At 35.8% G+C, this 13985-nt stretch carries 12 protein-coding genes and 1 riboswitch; of the genes, 2 read left to right on the forward strand and 10 right to left on the reverse strand.

Annotated features, from left to right (window positions below; all coding sequences use genetic code 11):
- Positions 1 to 93: 93 nt before the first annotated feature.
- The 3 genes from KO505_RS13020 to KO505_RS13030 form a co-directional block, all read right to left on the reverse strand.
- The gene (locus KO505_RS13020) at positions 94 to 1254 is read right to left on the reverse strand and encodes a succinylglutamate desuccinylase/aspartoacylase family protein (protein ID WP_216055876.1); all 1161 of its coding nucleotides are present in this window, start codon (positions 1252 to 1254) and stop codon (positions 94 to 96) included.
- Between the two features lie 22 nt (positions 1255 to 1276).
- On the reverse strand, positions 1277 to 2650 hold the full coding sequence (lysC, locus tag KO505_RS13025) for a lysine-sensitive aspartokinase 3 (RefSeq protein ID WP_216055877.1): 1374 nt from the start codon (positions 2648 to 2650) through the stop codon (positions 1277 to 1279).
- 106 nt (positions 2651 to 2756) lie between these two features.
- Positions 2757 to 2966, reverse strand: a riboswitch (Lysine riboswitch).
- 214 nt (positions 2967 to 3180) lie between these two features.
- Entirely contained in the window at positions 3181 to 3432 is a 252-nt protein-coding gene (locus tag KO505_RS13030; RefSeq protein WP_216055878.1) for a DUF2194 domain-containing protein, read from the reverse strand.
- A gap of 251 nt (positions 3433 to 3683) precedes the next feature.
- Here KO505_RS13030 and KO505_RS13035 point away from each other — a divergent pair, with 251 nt between their 5' ends.
- Both KO505_RS13035 and KO505_RS13040 read left to right on the forward strand, forming a co-directional pair.
- Positions 3684 to 5213, forward strand: a complete 1530-nt coding sequence (locus KO505_RS13035) for a bifunctional UDP-sugar hydrolase/5'-nucleotidase (RefSeq protein ID WP_216055879.1) — start codon at positions 3684 to 3686, stop codon at positions 5211 to 5213.
- An 8-nt stretch (positions 5214 to 5221) separates the two neighbouring features.
- Positions 5222 to 6874 (forward strand): GGDEF domain-containing protein, encoded by a 1653-nt coding sequence (locus tag KO505_RS13040; RefSeq protein WP_216055880.1) that lies wholly within the window; start codon positions 5222 to 5224, stop codon positions 6872 to 6874.
- A gap of 59 nt (positions 6875 to 6933) precedes the next feature.
- Here the strand turns inward: KO505_RS13040 and KO505_RS13045 are convergent, their stop codons facing one another.
- From KO505_RS13045 to KO505_RS13075, 7 genes are all read right to left on the reverse strand, one after another.
- A complete protein-coding gene (locus KO505_RS13045; protein WP_216055881.1) occupies positions 6934 to 8160 on the reverse strand; it encodes a cyclopropane-fatty-acyl-phospholipid synthase family protein in 1227 nt (408 codons plus the stop codon).
- A gap of 20 nt (positions 8161 to 8180) precedes the next feature.
- Positions 8181 to 8966 carry a DUF1365 domain-containing protein gene (locus tag KO505_RS13050; protein ID WP_216055882.1) on the reverse strand — a complete coding sequence of 262 codons (786 nt, stop codon included), beginning with the start codon at positions 8964 to 8966 and terminating at the stop codon, positions 8181 to 8183.
- 10 nt (positions 8967 to 8976) lie between these two features.
- Entirely contained in the window at positions 8977 to 10239 is a 1263-nt protein-coding gene (locus KO505_RS13055) for an NAD(P)/FAD-dependent oxidoreductase (RefSeq protein WP_216055883.1), read from the reverse strand.
- The gene (locus KO505_RS13060) at positions 10236 to 10979 is read right to left on the reverse strand and encodes an SDR family NAD(P)-dependent oxidoreductase (protein ID WP_216055884.1); all 744 of its coding nucleotides are present in this window, start codon (positions 10977 to 10979) and stop codon (positions 10236 to 10238) included. The genes KO505_RS13055 and KO505_RS13060 overlap by 4 nt, the downstream gene beginning before the upstream one ends.
- Complete coding sequence (locus tag KO505_RS13065; RefSeq protein WP_216055885.1) at positions 10972 to 11451, reverse strand: nuclear transport factor 2 family protein; 480 nt, start codon at positions 11449 to 11451, stop codon at positions 10972 to 10974. The genes KO505_RS13060 and KO505_RS13065 overlap by 8 nt, the downstream gene beginning before the upstream one ends.
- A gap of 40 nt (positions 11452 to 11491) precedes the next feature.
- Positions 11492 to 12928, reverse strand: coding sequence for an FAD-binding domain-containing protein (locus KO505_RS13070; RefSeq protein WP_216055886.1), 1437 nt, complete (start codon positions 12926 to 12928; stop codon positions 11492 to 11494).
- Between the two features lie 88 nt (positions 12929 to 13016).
- Positions 13017 to 13979: a DUF523 and DUF1722 domain-containing protein gene (locus tag KO505_RS13075; RefSeq protein WP_216055887.1), complete on the reverse strand. Its 963-nt coding sequence runs from the start codon at positions 13977 to 13979 to the stop codon at positions 13017 to 13019.
- Positions 13980 to 13985: the final 6 nt, after the last annotated feature.

Raw genomic sequence — 13985 nt, forward strand, 5'->3', positions numbered from 1 at the left:
TTAATGACCTTTTTTATTTTGCAGTTAAAGACTATCTACTCGAAACACGTTTCTCGTTTTTACGTTTCTATTAACCAAATAACCAATTAACCGCTATCCATGCACTGCTATTTTAAATAACTGAGTGCCTACCTGCACAGCAGCGGAGGGATAATGTAATATAACCGTTCCCGAATCTGGCGCTTTTACGTCAACAATAGCGTGCTTAGTATCAAATTCTAACGAGTTTAATACTCTTGCTATCACCTGGCCTTTGGCTACTTTGTCACCCGCTTTTACTAAATATTCCACCATACCGGCATGTTTGGAAAACAAAGTTTTATAGTTCTTTAACAAGGTTGTTGTGATATCTACAGGTTCAACGCCAACAAAACCTTCAACTAAATGATGTTGTTGTAAATAATTTAATATGCCTGCGCTGTCACTTAACGCTTGGGTTAAACAGATATTTTCCTGCGATCCTAGTTCAATGGTAAAAGCACTGACTTTGTATTTAAGCTCAATATCTCTGTCCGCTAATAACTCAGTTAAATGTACCCAAGGGGTAAAACTCGCTTCGTCTAATGCGCCTGCAAATTTAGGTGGGATAGAGATTATGTTTTCAATGTTAAACGCAGTGGCTTGTTCTGCCAAAAACTCTGGACTGTAAATATGCCTTGTTGATGATGGACCTGTATGTAGGTCCAAAACAATATCCGCATCCACTGCGATTTCTTGTAATGTTGTATTTAAAAACTGAGCTGTATTAACCCCCCAATCTTTATCTAATTTTGAACCTAATTTTTGTTTTAAAAATGTCTTAAACGAACGAACTAATTTTGTTTCTGAGCCGCTTTTGATTAAATCAATTTGCGCTTGCTCTAGGGATCCCACAAAACTAACAACGTCTTTTTCATCGTAATGATAAAAACGATTCCAGTTATTGCCTGTTGTTGCGTCATATCTACCTTGTAGATATTCACCCGCACGCTGCGTTCGGCCAAATGGATTACAATTTGGCACAAGTGTGAATTCAGCAAATAAGGTTAGTTTTTTAAGTTGTTCTATTAAACGAAAGATCACCGCACTACCCTGCATTTCTGCAGCGTGTACGGCGCTCTGTATATAGACTTTAGGTATAGGCTTGTTACCAGATTCCGCCGCCTTTGCTTTATTAACAATGCTTTTATCAAAAATGCGGTAAACCGGTATGCCTATTTCTTGTCCGGCAATATCTTGATTTAATGTGACTAAATCTTTCTCTACGACAACCATTATATATCCTTATTCAGCTCAATTAAGCTGGAAATAAATAGTCGTGTATTTGACGAACAATATCCTTGGCATTTTCTTGTTTCACCAAGAAACAAACATTATGTTCACTAGCACCATGACAAATAAGACGTAGTTTATCTTCCCCAATAGATGAGAAAATTCGACCTGCGCCCCCTTTGTTATCATCATGTTCAACGTGATTACCAATCACGGCGACTAACGCCAGATCAGACTCAACGTTTACATCACAAAATGAACTTAAATCATTAACACAAGCGTCCAATAATGCGGCAACAGGTGTATTAGGTGGGTTATCAATTGTTAACGCTACTGATATTTCTGAGGTAGTGATCAAATCAACCGACAATTTATGTTTTGCTAAAATCGCAAATACACGCGCTAAAAAACCCGTAGCGTGTAACATTTCAGGGCTTTTAACAGTTAATAAGGTTTGTTCGTTTCTAAGGGCTACCGCTCTATATGCTGGACGATAATCAACATCTTTGGAAATCCAAGTGCCGCCCGCATCCGGTTCTAAACTAGAACCAACAAATACTTTTACGCCACTTCTAATCGCTGGAATAAGCGTTGCTGGGTGCAAAATTTTAGCGCCAAAGGTTGCCATTTCAGCAGCTTCATCAAAACTAATTTCACTGATTGGACGTGCCTTATCTGTGATCCTAGGATCCGTTGTATAAATGCCGGTAACGTCAGTCCAAATTTGCAATGCAAACGCATCCACAGCTTCAGCAAATAAAGCCGCGCTGTAATCTGAGCCACCACGACCTAAAGTTGTGGTATTTCCAAAGTTATCTTGACCAATAAAGCCTTGAGTTATAACAACTTTAGTATCTAATAAAGGTTTCAATATTTGTTCGGCTTGTTTTTTTGTTGCCTCTAATTGCGGCTCAGCTTTAGCAAATGACGAGTCTGTTTTTAATACCTGACGTCCATCAAATGCCGTCGCAAGTGATTCACCAGAAACTTGGTTAATTACTTCTGCAAACAGTACGCTAGACATACGCTCACCAAAAGACAATAACTCATCTTTAAGTTTGGTTGAGGTAACAAGTAATGGGTGTAATGCTATTTCTGCTAACTGCTCAAGTAGTTGACTGATCACCGCTTCCACTTTAATAGGACGGCCTAAATCATTTAAAATGGCATTTTCAATATTTCGTATTTGTTGTAAAACACTTTCTTTTTCATTACTGCTTAATACTTCATTACCAAGTTTAACTAATAAATTAGTGACACCTGCTGAGGCTGAGACAACAACTAAACGAATATCGGGATTATTAATGATGATTTTTGCGCATCGGCTCATTGCTGCAAAGTTAGCAACGCTAGTACCGCCAAATTTGGCAACGATGGTAGAATTATTTGATTGAGACATTTAAGTCTTTCCTTAATATATTTTTAGTAACTATTAAGGGGAACGCGGCATACATAGGACTGACTTATTACTCTATCTATGGAGATAAATTAAAAGAAAACTTTTACATGCCAGAAGCTCTCCACCTTAATAACATGCACCTAATATGGTGCGGGCTATTAAATCTTAGGTGACAACTGCAGGGATTCAGCCCAAGCAGCCGGAACGTCTAATACTCAAAATTAGAAATTCCTCGGCGTTAGTTCCCATCATTAATCGTCATTGAAATTTGAGTTTCTCGGATTAACTACCTGACTAACGCTCCTCTTCCGGTACAGACCAATAAAGGCCTGTGGTTATACGTTTCGTATATAAAACAATATAACTAGGTAACAACTTAACAAAATTGCTACGGGCGCTATTAAACAAGAAATTAGAGTAAAAAGTCAATAAATCATTTCATACAGAGTAAAAAAATTAACTTATTGTATTTTTATGTTATAAAACCGATAGATATATTGGTAAATGATTATAGATATTTGAGCTAATCATTACTTAACCAGTACCTTTCCGCCTATAATTTTAATGGCAGGTACACCACGGATCATAGTTTCTCGGCCAAACTGACTTTCACAACTAGGACATATTCCTAATTGTTCAGTAAAGTTTTTGGTTATGCGCTCAATAAAACATTTAACTAAAGAGCCGGTGCCACCTTTTTTATACTGCAACAATTTAAACCGGCACTTATTACAGTACACAGTGACAGATTTATTGGGCGCTTTCGATTTAGGTTTGGCCATAATTCAAACTATTTATCATAAAAAAATAATTGTAAAAACAAAGAATAAATTCACATCACTTTATATTTAAAATAGTTGCAAATACAGCTTCAATATCTATTATTAAATAGATATTGAATTAAATGACAAAACTCAATATTACTCCCTGTATTTATTATTAAATTTTCTTTTTATGGTGTATGAATAACTTAATGCTTTGTTAAAGCAATGGAATTCAACAAGCCGGTTGTTTTAAAGGTGAATATCTCCCTATGTTATTTATACGCAGAAACTTTTTTCTTTATTTACTGTTTGCGCTTTGTATATTTCAAATTAATGCCAAAGCCCCAGAAAATAGTAGGAATGCGGGTGAAATTAACATTTTATTCGCCAGTGACATGAATGAAATCAGTTCTGTTAAAAAAGGAGGATATGCCTCTGTTGCTTATATGTTAAAACAACAACGTGAAAAAACGACCCCGTTATTTTTCTTTTTTGGTGGAGGAAGTATTGGTCCTAGTTTGTTGTCTTCATTTGACAGAGGTTCACACATCATTGATTTACTCAACGCCATTGAGCCGGACGTGATGTCAATTTCGAAAAGAGATTTTAGCTTTTTTGAAGATGAGTTATCGCTCAGATCATACGAAGCCGCATTTCCATTTATTGCCACAAATATAATAGAATCAGAAACTAAACAACCATTAGACGGCCTGTTTAAATCTGTGGTTACCCAACAAGGTAACTATACGATTGGTGTTTTAAGTACCCTATCTGATAACGCCATAACAGAATATAATTTAAAACGTATAACCATTACAGACAAACAAAAAGCAATTATTACAGAAGCAAAAAAGTTAAGAGATAAAAATGTCGACTTAATCGTTTTAATTAATTCAAGCCGCAATAATGATGTGTTCCCGTTATTAATGGATAACACGGTGGATTTTATTTTTCAAAAAGACAGTCTAGCCTTAACAAGTAATCGTATTATCCCCCAACACCCTCGTCATATCTTTATTCGAGAAGAAGATCAATTTGCCCTAATTAATATCTCTGGCATCGACAAAAAAAACCAAGACTTAATCAAAGTTGATACTCAGTTTTATTCATATACAGATTTAGATAAAGAATCGAATATGCAAAAGTTAGTTGAACGCTACCAAGAACGTTTATCTACTTTATTAGACGAAGTTATTGGAATTACTAGAACGCCAATCAATACACAAAGAACCTTAGTGAGAAGTAAAGAAAATAACTTTGCTAACTTTGTCGCTGATGCATTAAAAGAGTATACCGAAGCGGATATCGGGATTGTCAATGGTGGCTCTATTAGAGGTGAAAACGTTTATGTTAAAAATCAAAATATCACGCGGCGTCACATTATTTCAGAGTTACCTTACCGCAATCGGATTTTAGTTTTGCAGATCAGTGGTATTCAAATACGTGAAGCAATAGAAAATGGCTTAACAGGCATAGACAAAGCACTTGGTAAATTCTTGCAAGTATCCGGCCTACAAGTCACTTACGACCGTCAATTACCAATCAATGAAAGAGTGATATCAATTAAACATAATGGCGAAAAGTTAGTGAACAATAAAATATACAAAGTGGCTATGTCTGACTATTTAGCCAGTGGTGGTGATGATTTCACTATGTGGCAAGGTGCACAAAACTTTGTGTATAGAAATCCAAATGACATGTTAATTTCTGATATTGTTATTAATTACATCCGCAAAAAAGGCAAAATAGCGCCTAAGACTGAAAACCGCCTAATTGACTTAACAGAACCGAAATATTAAGTGAGATTATGAATCAAATCAGCAACAGAAACTCACTGGCTTTTTTAGTCTCCACGGCTTTTATTATCATTATAGTAATAACGGCCTTTAGCTCAATATTGGGTTATGAAAGATTAAATAACTTTAATAACATTTTAACCGACATCACCAGTAATTCATTACCGCAAGCGGCTCAAGCTGGTGAACTAAATAGTGCTCTTAAAGAAATTTTATACTTAACTGAAAGACTTACTATTGCCAATAATCTTGCCTCACGTCGCATCACAATAGAGAAGTTACAAAAACAAGAAGCCCATTTGATTACCTTAATTGATAAATTTGAAGGTGCCGTCCATTTAAACAACCAACTTAAAACCGTTAGAATGGAGTTAGCCGAGTTAGACAAGCTAGTATTAAATCGTCTGCATAACTCGCAAAAAATCCATGATTTAAATGACACTATCTACAACCTAAATGACCAGATAGTGACGAATTTAAATCAACAAAAAACCTCCAAAGATATCGAAAAAAGCTTAATGCTGTTGATTCAAAGTACAACGTTAAGACATAAGGCAGAAAGTAGCGACAGGTTACAAACCGTAAGACAAATAGCAAAAGAAGTGAATAATAAACTTAACAACATTTTACTGAATACAGAGGTGCTTGAGCCTCAAATAGGCAAAGTCACTATTGGTCAAATAAACACATTAAAAACTTTATTATTTGACGATCCAGGTTGGTATAACTTAAAAATAGAACAACTACAAATTGCAGGGAGAGTAAGAGGTAGAGGTAACTTTTTACATAACCTAATCGTTGATATCAATACGTTATCAGAAGCTAAATTTTATGACATAAACAAAAATATCATTGAAAAAGCTCAAAATGCCGCTAATCAAGTGTCTCAACAAGTGATTTGGGTTATTGGTTTGAGTATTACACTGTTAATTTTAATGTCCGCCACTATCTATGTTATCAAAGTTAAAATTGTTGCTCGGATATTAAACTTGAACAACAGTGTAATAAAACGCATTCAATCGCAAGAAGCGCACATCAATACTTCAGGGAAAGACGAAATAAGCCATTTAGCACAGTCGTTTGTTTATTTTTCTGAAAAAGTTGAAGAACAAAAGCAGCAATTACAAACCTTATCCTTAACCGATGTATTAACCAACTTACCGAACAGAAGAGCGTTAGACGAACGGTTAGAACACGATGTGCATACCGCCAAAAGAAGCCAAACGTCACTTTCTGTCATCATATTAGATATTGACTATTTTAAACTTTATAACGATTTTTATGGCCATATAGCGGGCGATGAATGTTTACAAAATGTAGCTGGCGCACTTAAAAACATCCAACAACGTGATAGTGATTTTATTGCTAGGTATGGGGGTGAAGAATTTGTAATGTTGCTGCCTCAAACCGATAAAGAAGGTGCGATTAAAGTAGCCAAAAGAGTCAAAGAGTTATTAGATATTTTGAACATTCCTCATCAGAAAAGTCTGGTTGCCGATCATGTTACGGTTAGCTTAGGCATAGCCACATTCTCAAATAAAGATATTTCTACTGTTTACAAGATACTCAACAGAGCAGATGAAGCCTTATATAAAGCGAAAGATAGTGGTAGAAACACCTACGTTCACACCGATGATATAACAAATATTGACGTGAATATTTAGACATGTCCCTAAGATATCACCGGATACCTTAGGGTGTGTATAGTGTTATAAAGGGTTAATTATTTTCTAGCAACTAAATGAACCGCACTGGTGGAACGCTCTAAAAATGCCCCTTCACAATAACCTAAATAATATAACCATAATCGTTTAAACTTTTCGTCATATCCTAAGGTTTGTAATTCATTCCACGAACTTAAAAAACTATCTCGCCAATGCGCTAATGTCTTCGCATAATCAAGGCCAATATCATCAATAGACTCAATCACCATATTGCTATGCTTAGTCATATGTTCACTTAAGGTATTAATTGAAGGTAAAAAACCGCCAGGAAATATATAGCGCTGGATAAAATCCACATTATTTTTGTAATAATCAAAACGTTGATCTGAAATGGTAATGGATTGGATCAGTAACTTGCCGCCCTTTTTCAATCTGTCATTGCATATCTGGAAGAAGCTAGGCAGATACTCATAACCAACCGCTTCAATCATTTCAACAGAAACAACTTTGTCATATTCACCTTCCAGTTCACGATAGTCCTTTTTCAGTAACGTTATTTGATCTGTTAAGCCTAAAGACTCAATACGTGCTTTAGCATATTTGTGTTGCTCTTCTGATATGGTGGTGGTGGTTACATGACAACCATAATTCTGGGCCGCAAATATAGCCAATCCACCCCACCCTGAACCAATTTCTAATAAAGTATCAGATTCATTCAAATCTAAACGTTGGCATATAGTGTGTAGTTTATGGATTTGAGCATCAGACAAACTTGCACCTTGATCTGGATAAATAGCTGATGAATACATCATTTCAGGATCTAAAAAACGGGTGTATAACTCATTACCTAAATCATAATGAGCCAAAATATTTTTCTTGGACCCAGACTGGTTGTTACGATTTAACTTATGAATGATAGAATTTTTGAATTTAGACAGCCAAGATTTTTTGCTTTCAATTTGATCGGTCTGTTCTTGTGCTTTGGCAAATATTCGTATTAGGTTGGTAAGGTCAGGTGTACTCCATTTACCTTCAATAAATGCCTCTGCAGCACCAATACTGCCACCTTTAATGAAATCTCGGAAAACACTTATATCATGAACATACATTTTAGCTTTAGGGCCTGTACCTTCATGAATTTGAGGGAAGAAGCTATGCTGGCCTGACTCAATTACTTCAATTTGCCCGTAGTCTATTTTGTCAAAAACAGATAAAACCATTTTTCGACATTTTTGGTCAAACCAAGTCATTAGTTTTTTATTCTTAACCGTTACAACTTGTTCCATAGGATATTCCTTACTTCCAACTAATTTTTATTATTCTGATAACTTACAAAAGGGACTCGTTTTACAAACAGTTTTAATGCTTGCCAATAGATTAAAACAACAATTTTTAACGTCATTACTGGAAAAGCTAATAATACTTTTAGTAACTCAGTTTTCGTCATTTTCTTCTTTTTCAATGACAAGGTTGCATCAAAAATTTTGCTGCTCGTATCGTCTTTTTTATCATCACTCGTTTTATGATTTTCTATATGAACCAGCAAACCATCACTGTTTGAATTTGGCGCTTTCACTTTCCAAATATAATTCATATCTAGATCCATAAATGGCGATACATGAAATACTTTTTCTGTTATCTGCTTTTTATTTAACCCGCTATCTAAGTTAACCAGGTAGTAATGGCGTTGATTCCAAGGTGTGTTACTTACCTCAGCTAACATATATTTAATGTCGCCATTAGCGTGATAACAAAAGTAAAAATTGGCCGGACTAAAATACAATCCTAAACAACGTACCTGCGTTAACATCACTACCTTTTCAATTGGCTCATGGCCATTAAGTAATTTAACTTTATCAGTAATACGTTGTTTTAATGGAATAAGATCAGTTTTATTTGTATTTTTTAAGTAATCTTTTTGATTAAACCTTAATGGGTAATACCAACGTGTACCCAAAACACCGGCGTTAAAGTCAGGTTTAGACACTTCATCTACATCTAACGCCATCATATACAATGAATAACCAAACCGATTTATCGCTGGTTGGTAACGTTGATGTCTAATTTGACCTACATAAATACAACTTTGCATAATTTAATGGCTATTTTTCATTTAAATAACAATCAAACCGAGCCGCAACTTCAACGGCACTGCGAACGCCATCTTCGTGGAAACCGTTATACCAATATGCTCCGGCAAAATGGGTATGTTGCTGGCCACAAATCTTATTTCTTTGTTGCTGTGCCTTTATTGAAGCAATGGTGAATACAGGATGTTGGTAAGTAAACTCTCTTAATACTTTGGTAGGATCTATGTCATATTTTTGATTAAGCGTGACGCAAAAAGTATGTTCGGTATCTAGCCCTTGTAAAATGTTCATGTTGTAAGTCACACTCGCCGGTTTCATTCGGTTATCCGTAAGTTGATAATTCCAACTCGCCCATGCCATTTTACGTTTTGGTAAAAGATTAATGTCAGTATGTAATATTACTGAATTATCACTGTAAGTCATGGCCGATAATATGTCCGTTTCATCTTTATTCGCATCACCGAGTAAATACAGAGCTTGATCAGAATGACAGGCAATAACAACGTCATCAAACGTCTGAATGGTATTATCCAAGAAATGAAGTTGCACAACACCGCTGTCACGTGTGATGGATTCAATCTCAGCATTGACCACTATGTTGTCTTTAAAAGGTTCGCACAATGGCGCTAAATAGCTTCGAGAACCGTTAGGTATAACAAACCACTGAGGTCGGTCAGCAATATTTAATAAGCCATGATTATTAAAAAACTGAACAAAAAACCTAAATTGAAAACGTGACATTTGTTCCAATGAACTTGACCAAATTGCTGCGCCCATAGGTAAAATATAATGTTCTGAAAAGTAACCACTAAAATTATTGTCTTGTAAAAACTCACCTAGAGTGTATTCCTCAACAAAACTTTGGTGTTTATATATTGATTTACATAACTTGTTAAAACGTAATATTTCTTTAATTAATAACCAAAATCTAGGGTTAAATATATTTCGACGTTGTGCAAACAAGGTGTTTAGATTATGACCATTATATTCAAGTTTGGTTTGACAATTATGGACTGAAAAACTCATTTCAGTTTCTTGCTTTTTTATGCCTATCTCATCCAATAAAGCCAAAAAGTTAGGATACGTTCTGTCATTAAAAACGATAAATCCAGTATCAATAGCAAACGGTTCACCTGCGACTTCAACATCTACGGTTGCAGTATGCCCACCAATTTGTGGTGCTTTTTCAAATACGGTGACTTTATGTTTTTTTGATAACAAATACGCAGCAGTTAAACCGGATACCCCAGAACCTATAATGGCAATATTCTTCATTTTATTGTTTCTCTCGAATTAGTGTCTTTCAAAATAATGTGTTGCCAAACTTTTCTAGGTAAAAGCGACATGAGTTTTAATGTCAAAGTTAAGCGTTTTGGGAAATGCAGATAAGCCTTGCGAGCTTTAATGCCATTAAATATTCTGGCAGCCGCATCGTCCGAATCGATGATAAATGGCATATTGAAATGGTTAACCGCCGTTAATGGAGTACGGACAAAACCTGGATGCACTAAAGTCACGTCTATTTGATGATCAACTAGATCCAATCTAAGACTATTGGCTAAATAATCCATCCCTGCTTTAGAGGCTCCATAAGCCTCAGCTTGAGGAAATGGTACTATGGTGGCACTTGAGCTTATAAATACGACTTGCCCGCCCTTTTTAACTTTAGGTAAAAAGTGCTTAATTAACTTCCCTAAGGAGACTAAGTTGGTATTGATAATGTCTTCAAAAAGGTCTGAATCAAACGCCATTGGATTGGTGATGTAACGACAGTCACCCGCGTTTAAGATCAGTATATCTAAATCGTCGACCTGCGCGGCTGCCAATTCGATATCATTTTCATTGTTAACGTCAAACGCTAATCCTAATTGAGTAATACTTTGTAACTGGGATAACTTTTCTTGATTTCGCCCGCATGCGGTAACACGGTAGTTCTCATTTGCGTAATGATTAACTAAAGCTTCACCAATTCCAGAGGTCGCTCCGGTGATTAATACATTAAGAGAATTATGCATTAGCCGCTCGATTTTTTATCCATGTGATTAGACGTCCAATGACCGGCAGCCTTTGGTATAACATCTCACCAAGGTCTATATAATCTCTGTGATAAATAACCTTGTTATCAAATGACTTTAATTGTGAGCTGCCCGACACCGTGATTTTTTTACCACTATTTAAGTGTTTGTGTTGGTAAACCATTTGCCAGTAAATAGCAGCTTCGGTCTGTTTTTCAATGACATGATTAATACGAAACTGACACGAGCTAACATTTTGATATAAACCTTCAAAATATTTACTTAACTCTGAAAATCCATGTAATTCATGCATAGGATCTTTAAAGTTAATGTTTTTGTGGTAAATCGTACTAAGTAAATGCAGGTTATTAGTAGACAATTGTTGGTAAACATCAACAAAGTTAGCCAACCACTCAGAATGTATATTTAGAGACGGTTCACTGTCAAAACCTGTTTTAATATCGTTAGTCATACTTTAACCACCTCTTTTCCAATTTATTCAGCAACATTAATTATTTATAAAAAGTTAATGCTGCTTCCCTAGCCTCTTTATGATCAACGATTGCTGGCCAATACACATCTAAATTATGTTTGTTTATATAATTATGCGGAAAGTGAATTTCTTTCACCGGGACTTCGCTTAACTCTGGTAAATATTTACGTATGAACTCGCCATTTGGATCAAATCGTTTGCTTTGTAATATTGGATTAAAGATCCTGAAATAAGGTTGAGCATCACAACCTGTGCTGGCAGCCCACTGCCAGCCACCATTGTTGGCAGCTAAATCCCCGTCTATTAAGTGTTGCATAAAGTATTTTTCGCCTTCACGCCAATCAATTAATAAATGTTTGGTTAAAAAGCTAGCTACCACCATACGTAAACGATTATGCATCCAGCCAGTTTGATTTAATTGCCTCATTGCCGCATCGACAAGAGGATAGCCCGTTTTACCTTCGCACCATGCAATAAATAACGTCTGTTTAAATGGCCATTTTGTGGTTTGATACTTCTCACTAAAACATTGATGTTTACATAACCTTGGATTATGAAAAATCAAATGCCGATAGAAATCGCGCCAAATGAGCTCGTTGACCCAAGTAAACAATGGCAAGTCTGGAGACATTAAAATATCTGGATGTTTGTTCAATATTAATCGTAATAAATATCTTGGGCTGATAGCGCCAATCGCTAAATATGGAGATAAACCGGATGTTGCTTTGATAGCAGGAAAGTCACGTTCTTCGCCATAATAAGATAATTTGTCATGAATAAAATCAGGCACAACTTGCTGTTCCACTATATTTACCAAGGGCCAAGCCGCTGATTCGGACTTAATATTAGACTCTAAGTTAGCTTCTATAGCGGGGGATTGTTTTTCCACATCTGAGGTGATTAATTTATGAAAATAATCAAAACCATAATCTCGGATATATTTTAGCCAAGCCCGTTTAAATGGCGTGAATACCTTAAACATCTCTCCATTTTGAGTAAGAATTTTACCTTTAGGAACAATAACGTCAGACTCGAACAAGGTTAAATTGATCCCCAACTCAACACATTGTTGATCCCTAGCCTGTTCATTAACTTCTAGCTCTTGGTTAGCAACAACTTCATTAATACCATTTTCTGTGACTAAATTAGTTAAATAAGCTATTTGCTGCTCAAAATCATCAACTTCAACCACCTGTAAATCGATATTGAGCTGTCTAAGTTGGTGAGACAACAAATTAACATGTCGTTTTATTAAATCTATTTTTATGGCGGACCAATCATGTTTTTGCCATTGTTTCTCGGAGATAAAAAAAATGGCTTTTGCCATTTCGCCATCTACTTTGGCGTAATTCGGCACAATTGGCGCTGAGGTCGCTTGATTAGCTGGACTATTAATAAAATACTGTAACGCTGGATTGTCATGCGTTCTTAAATCATTTCTAAACCACAAAATCACAAAAACACCTCTTGCAGCTATATTAATAGCTGCTTAGTTAAATATAAGAAGATTAAATATAAAAATATCAGACAGTTAGTCGATAAAACTAATAGCCGTATCTCAGCTTTAAATCAGCAGGATAAGGGTCTAAATAGGTTTGTTCAGCGAGGTACTCATTAGGATGTTCCAATAAGTAATGTTTGATTAACGCCAATGGAACCATTAATGGCATCACTCCTTGACGATATTCGTCAATTACATTAGTAAGTTCTTTACGTTGATCGTCATTTATATGTTTAGAAAAATACCCTTGTATGTGTTGCAACGTATTTGTGTGAGACTTACGGGTGGCTTTAATTTTTAACGCGTCCATTAAACCACTAATATATTCAGCTGCGATGACTTCAACATCTAACTCAGACTCAGCCAACAAGCGCCCTAATTTTTTATATTCCACTATGTTATGACTCATCAAAGCGTATTTGTGTTGGCTATGAAATGTCATTAATTTATGTTTGGTTACGCCACTGGCTACTAAGTTTTGCCAGCGTTTGTAGGTATAAATACGCGCCACAAAGTTTTCACGAATAATTGGATCGTTTAATCGACCATTTTCTTCACAAGGTAATAATGGATTGGCTTTCATTATCTCGTTTGAGAAGATGCCTATTCCATCCGACTTTAACGAATTACCTTCTGGTGAGTATATTTTTACTCTTTCCATGCCACAGGTTGGGCTGTTTGCACAAAATACATATCCCACCATGTCGTCGGTTAATTTAGCTACTTTTTTACCGTACTCTTTAAGTGGTTCAGTCACATCACCAGTGCCATCAGGACGGGAAACGATGATCATATCATCTTGTTTAATTTGCCTAATAGTTGGACGTGGGATTGGCATACCAATCGCTACTTCAGGACAAAACATCTTATATGTAACGTACTTGCCAAGTTCGTGATTACAAAAGTTAGATGGTTTATTGCTGGCGTCATATCTCACTTTCTCACCGGTTAAACATGCACTGATGCCTACATTTAACTCATCTTTACTAAATACTGATTTATTCATACCAAC

It is taken from the genome of Psychrosphaera sp. F3M07 (assembly GCF_018860345.1).
Taxonomy (GTDB): Bacteria; Pseudomonadota; Gammaproteobacteria; order Enterobacterales; family Alteromonadaceae; genus Psychrosphaera; species Psychrosphaera aquimarina.

Bases quoted from the DNA above. Each gene is read 5' to 3' on its own strand.
- KO505_RS13065 (WP_216055885.1), bottom strand. From the start codon at position 11,451: ATGACTAACGATATTAAAACAGGTTTTGACAGTGAACCGTCTCTAAAT.
- KO505_RS13075 (WP_216055887.1), bottom strand. From the start codon at position 13,979: ATGAATAAATCAGTATTTAGTAAAGATGAGTTAAATGTAGGCATCAGT.
- KO505_RS13050 (WP_216055882.1), bottom strand. From the start codon at position 8,966: ATGCAAAGTTGTATTTATGTAGGTCAAATTAGACATCAACGTTACCAA.
- KO505_RS13040 (WP_216055880.1), top strand. From the start codon at position 5,222: ATGAATCAAATCAGCAACAGAAACTCACTGGCTTTTTTAGTCTCCACG.
- KO505_RS13020 (WP_216055876.1), bottom strand. From the start codon at position 1,254: ATGGTTGTCGTAGAGAAAGATTTAGTCACATTAAATCAAGATATTGCC.
- KO505_RS13030 (WP_216055878.1), bottom strand. From the start codon at position 3,432: ATGGCCAAACCTAAATCGAAAGCGCCCAATAAATCTGTCACTGTGTAC.
- KO505_RS13045 (WP_216055881.1), bottom strand. From the start codon at position 8,160: ATGGAACAAGTTGTAACGGTTAAGAATAAAAAACTAATGACTTGGTTT.
- KO505_RS13055 (WP_216055883.1), bottom strand. From the start codon at position 10,239: ATGAAGAATATTGCCATTATAGGTTCTGGGGTATCCGGTTTAACTGCT.
- lysC (WP_216055877.1), bottom strand. From the start codon at position 2,650: ATGTCTCAATCAAATAATTCTACCATCGTTGCCAAATTTGGCGGTACT.
- KO505_RS13035 (WP_216055879.1), top strand. From the start codon at position 3,684: ATGTTATTTATACGCAGAAACTTTTTTCTTTATTTACTGTTTGCGCTT.
- KO505_RS13060 (WP_216055884.1), bottom strand. From the start codon at position 10,979: ATGCATAATTCTCTTAATGTATTAATCACCGGAGCGACCTCTGGAATT.